The sequence below is a fragment of the Pseudovibrio sp. W74 genome (assembly GCF_001623085.1).
Lineage (GTDB): Bacteria > Pseudomonadota > Alphaproteobacteria > Rhizobiales > Stappiaceae > Pseudovibrio.
This window is the reverse complement of sequence record NZ_LMCJ01000062.1, coordinates 71,340-72,182: the sequence shown is the minus strand read 5'-3', so window position 1 is coordinate 72,182 and position 843 is coordinate 71,340. Positions and strand designations below refer to the sequence as shown.

Below are 843 nucleotides of genomic sequence, written 5' to 3'. Positions count from 1 at the left end.
AGACTTATTGTTGTTGTGGTAGGTCCTTCCGGTAATGATCGGCTGATCCGGGTCACCTTCCAGAAAGTCCACGACAACCTCATGGCCGATGCGGGGAATAGCAATATGCCCCCAGCTTGCGCCTGCCCAGTTGGAGGCAACGCGAATCCAGCAGGAGGAGGTGTCGTTTTTCTTGCTGTGGCGATCCCATGGGAACCACACTTTCACCCGGCCATGTTCATCGCAGTAAATCTCTTCACCTTCCGGCCCGGTAATATGAGCAATCTGCGGCCCGTCCACCAGCGGCTTTCTGATCAGCTTTGGCCGGTAGGGCAAACGCGCGGGCATTGCCTCAAAGCTTGCGTTGTAGGTGGTCGTCCCGCTGCCTGCTTCTTCACTGAGCGCCTGCGGTTGTCTGCCCTGATGAGAAACACCGAGAAGATGATATTTGATGTTGTAGTCTTTATTGGGGTGAGCGCTTAAGACCAATAGGTGACCTGGCATCATGTGGATGGAGTTTGTGGACCCTTGCCCTGTGGTTGCATCCACTCTTGCAGCTTCCAGGCGGTGGCGGGTAAATGCCTTGCCAACCCCATCGGCCTTGTAGCGCCCGGGATACTCAAAAAGCTCATAATCATCCGCTGACCCATTGTCTTCGGCCCGCTCCTGTCTGTGCTGGTGGTTGTAAGGCGGATTTTTAAAAGAATAATCTCGCTGCATGGTGCTTGTGGAGCGCAATCGCTCGGTCAGTGCAAACCTGCTGCAGAACGCTCCGCGCACGACGCCACCTGATGTGGCATTGTAGGATAGCGGATTGCCATGCTCCAACTCGGGCACAATCATTGGGTTGTCTATAAAATGCAG

At 54.7% G+C, this 843-nt stretch carries 1 protein-coding gene; it reads right to left on the bottom strand.

The features are described from left to right. Positions 1 to 843 (bottom strand): type VI secretion system tip protein TssI/VgrG (tssI, locus tag PsW74_RS29530; RefSeq protein WP_244277908.1); only part of this gene is annotated, 843 nt, incomplete at its 3' end.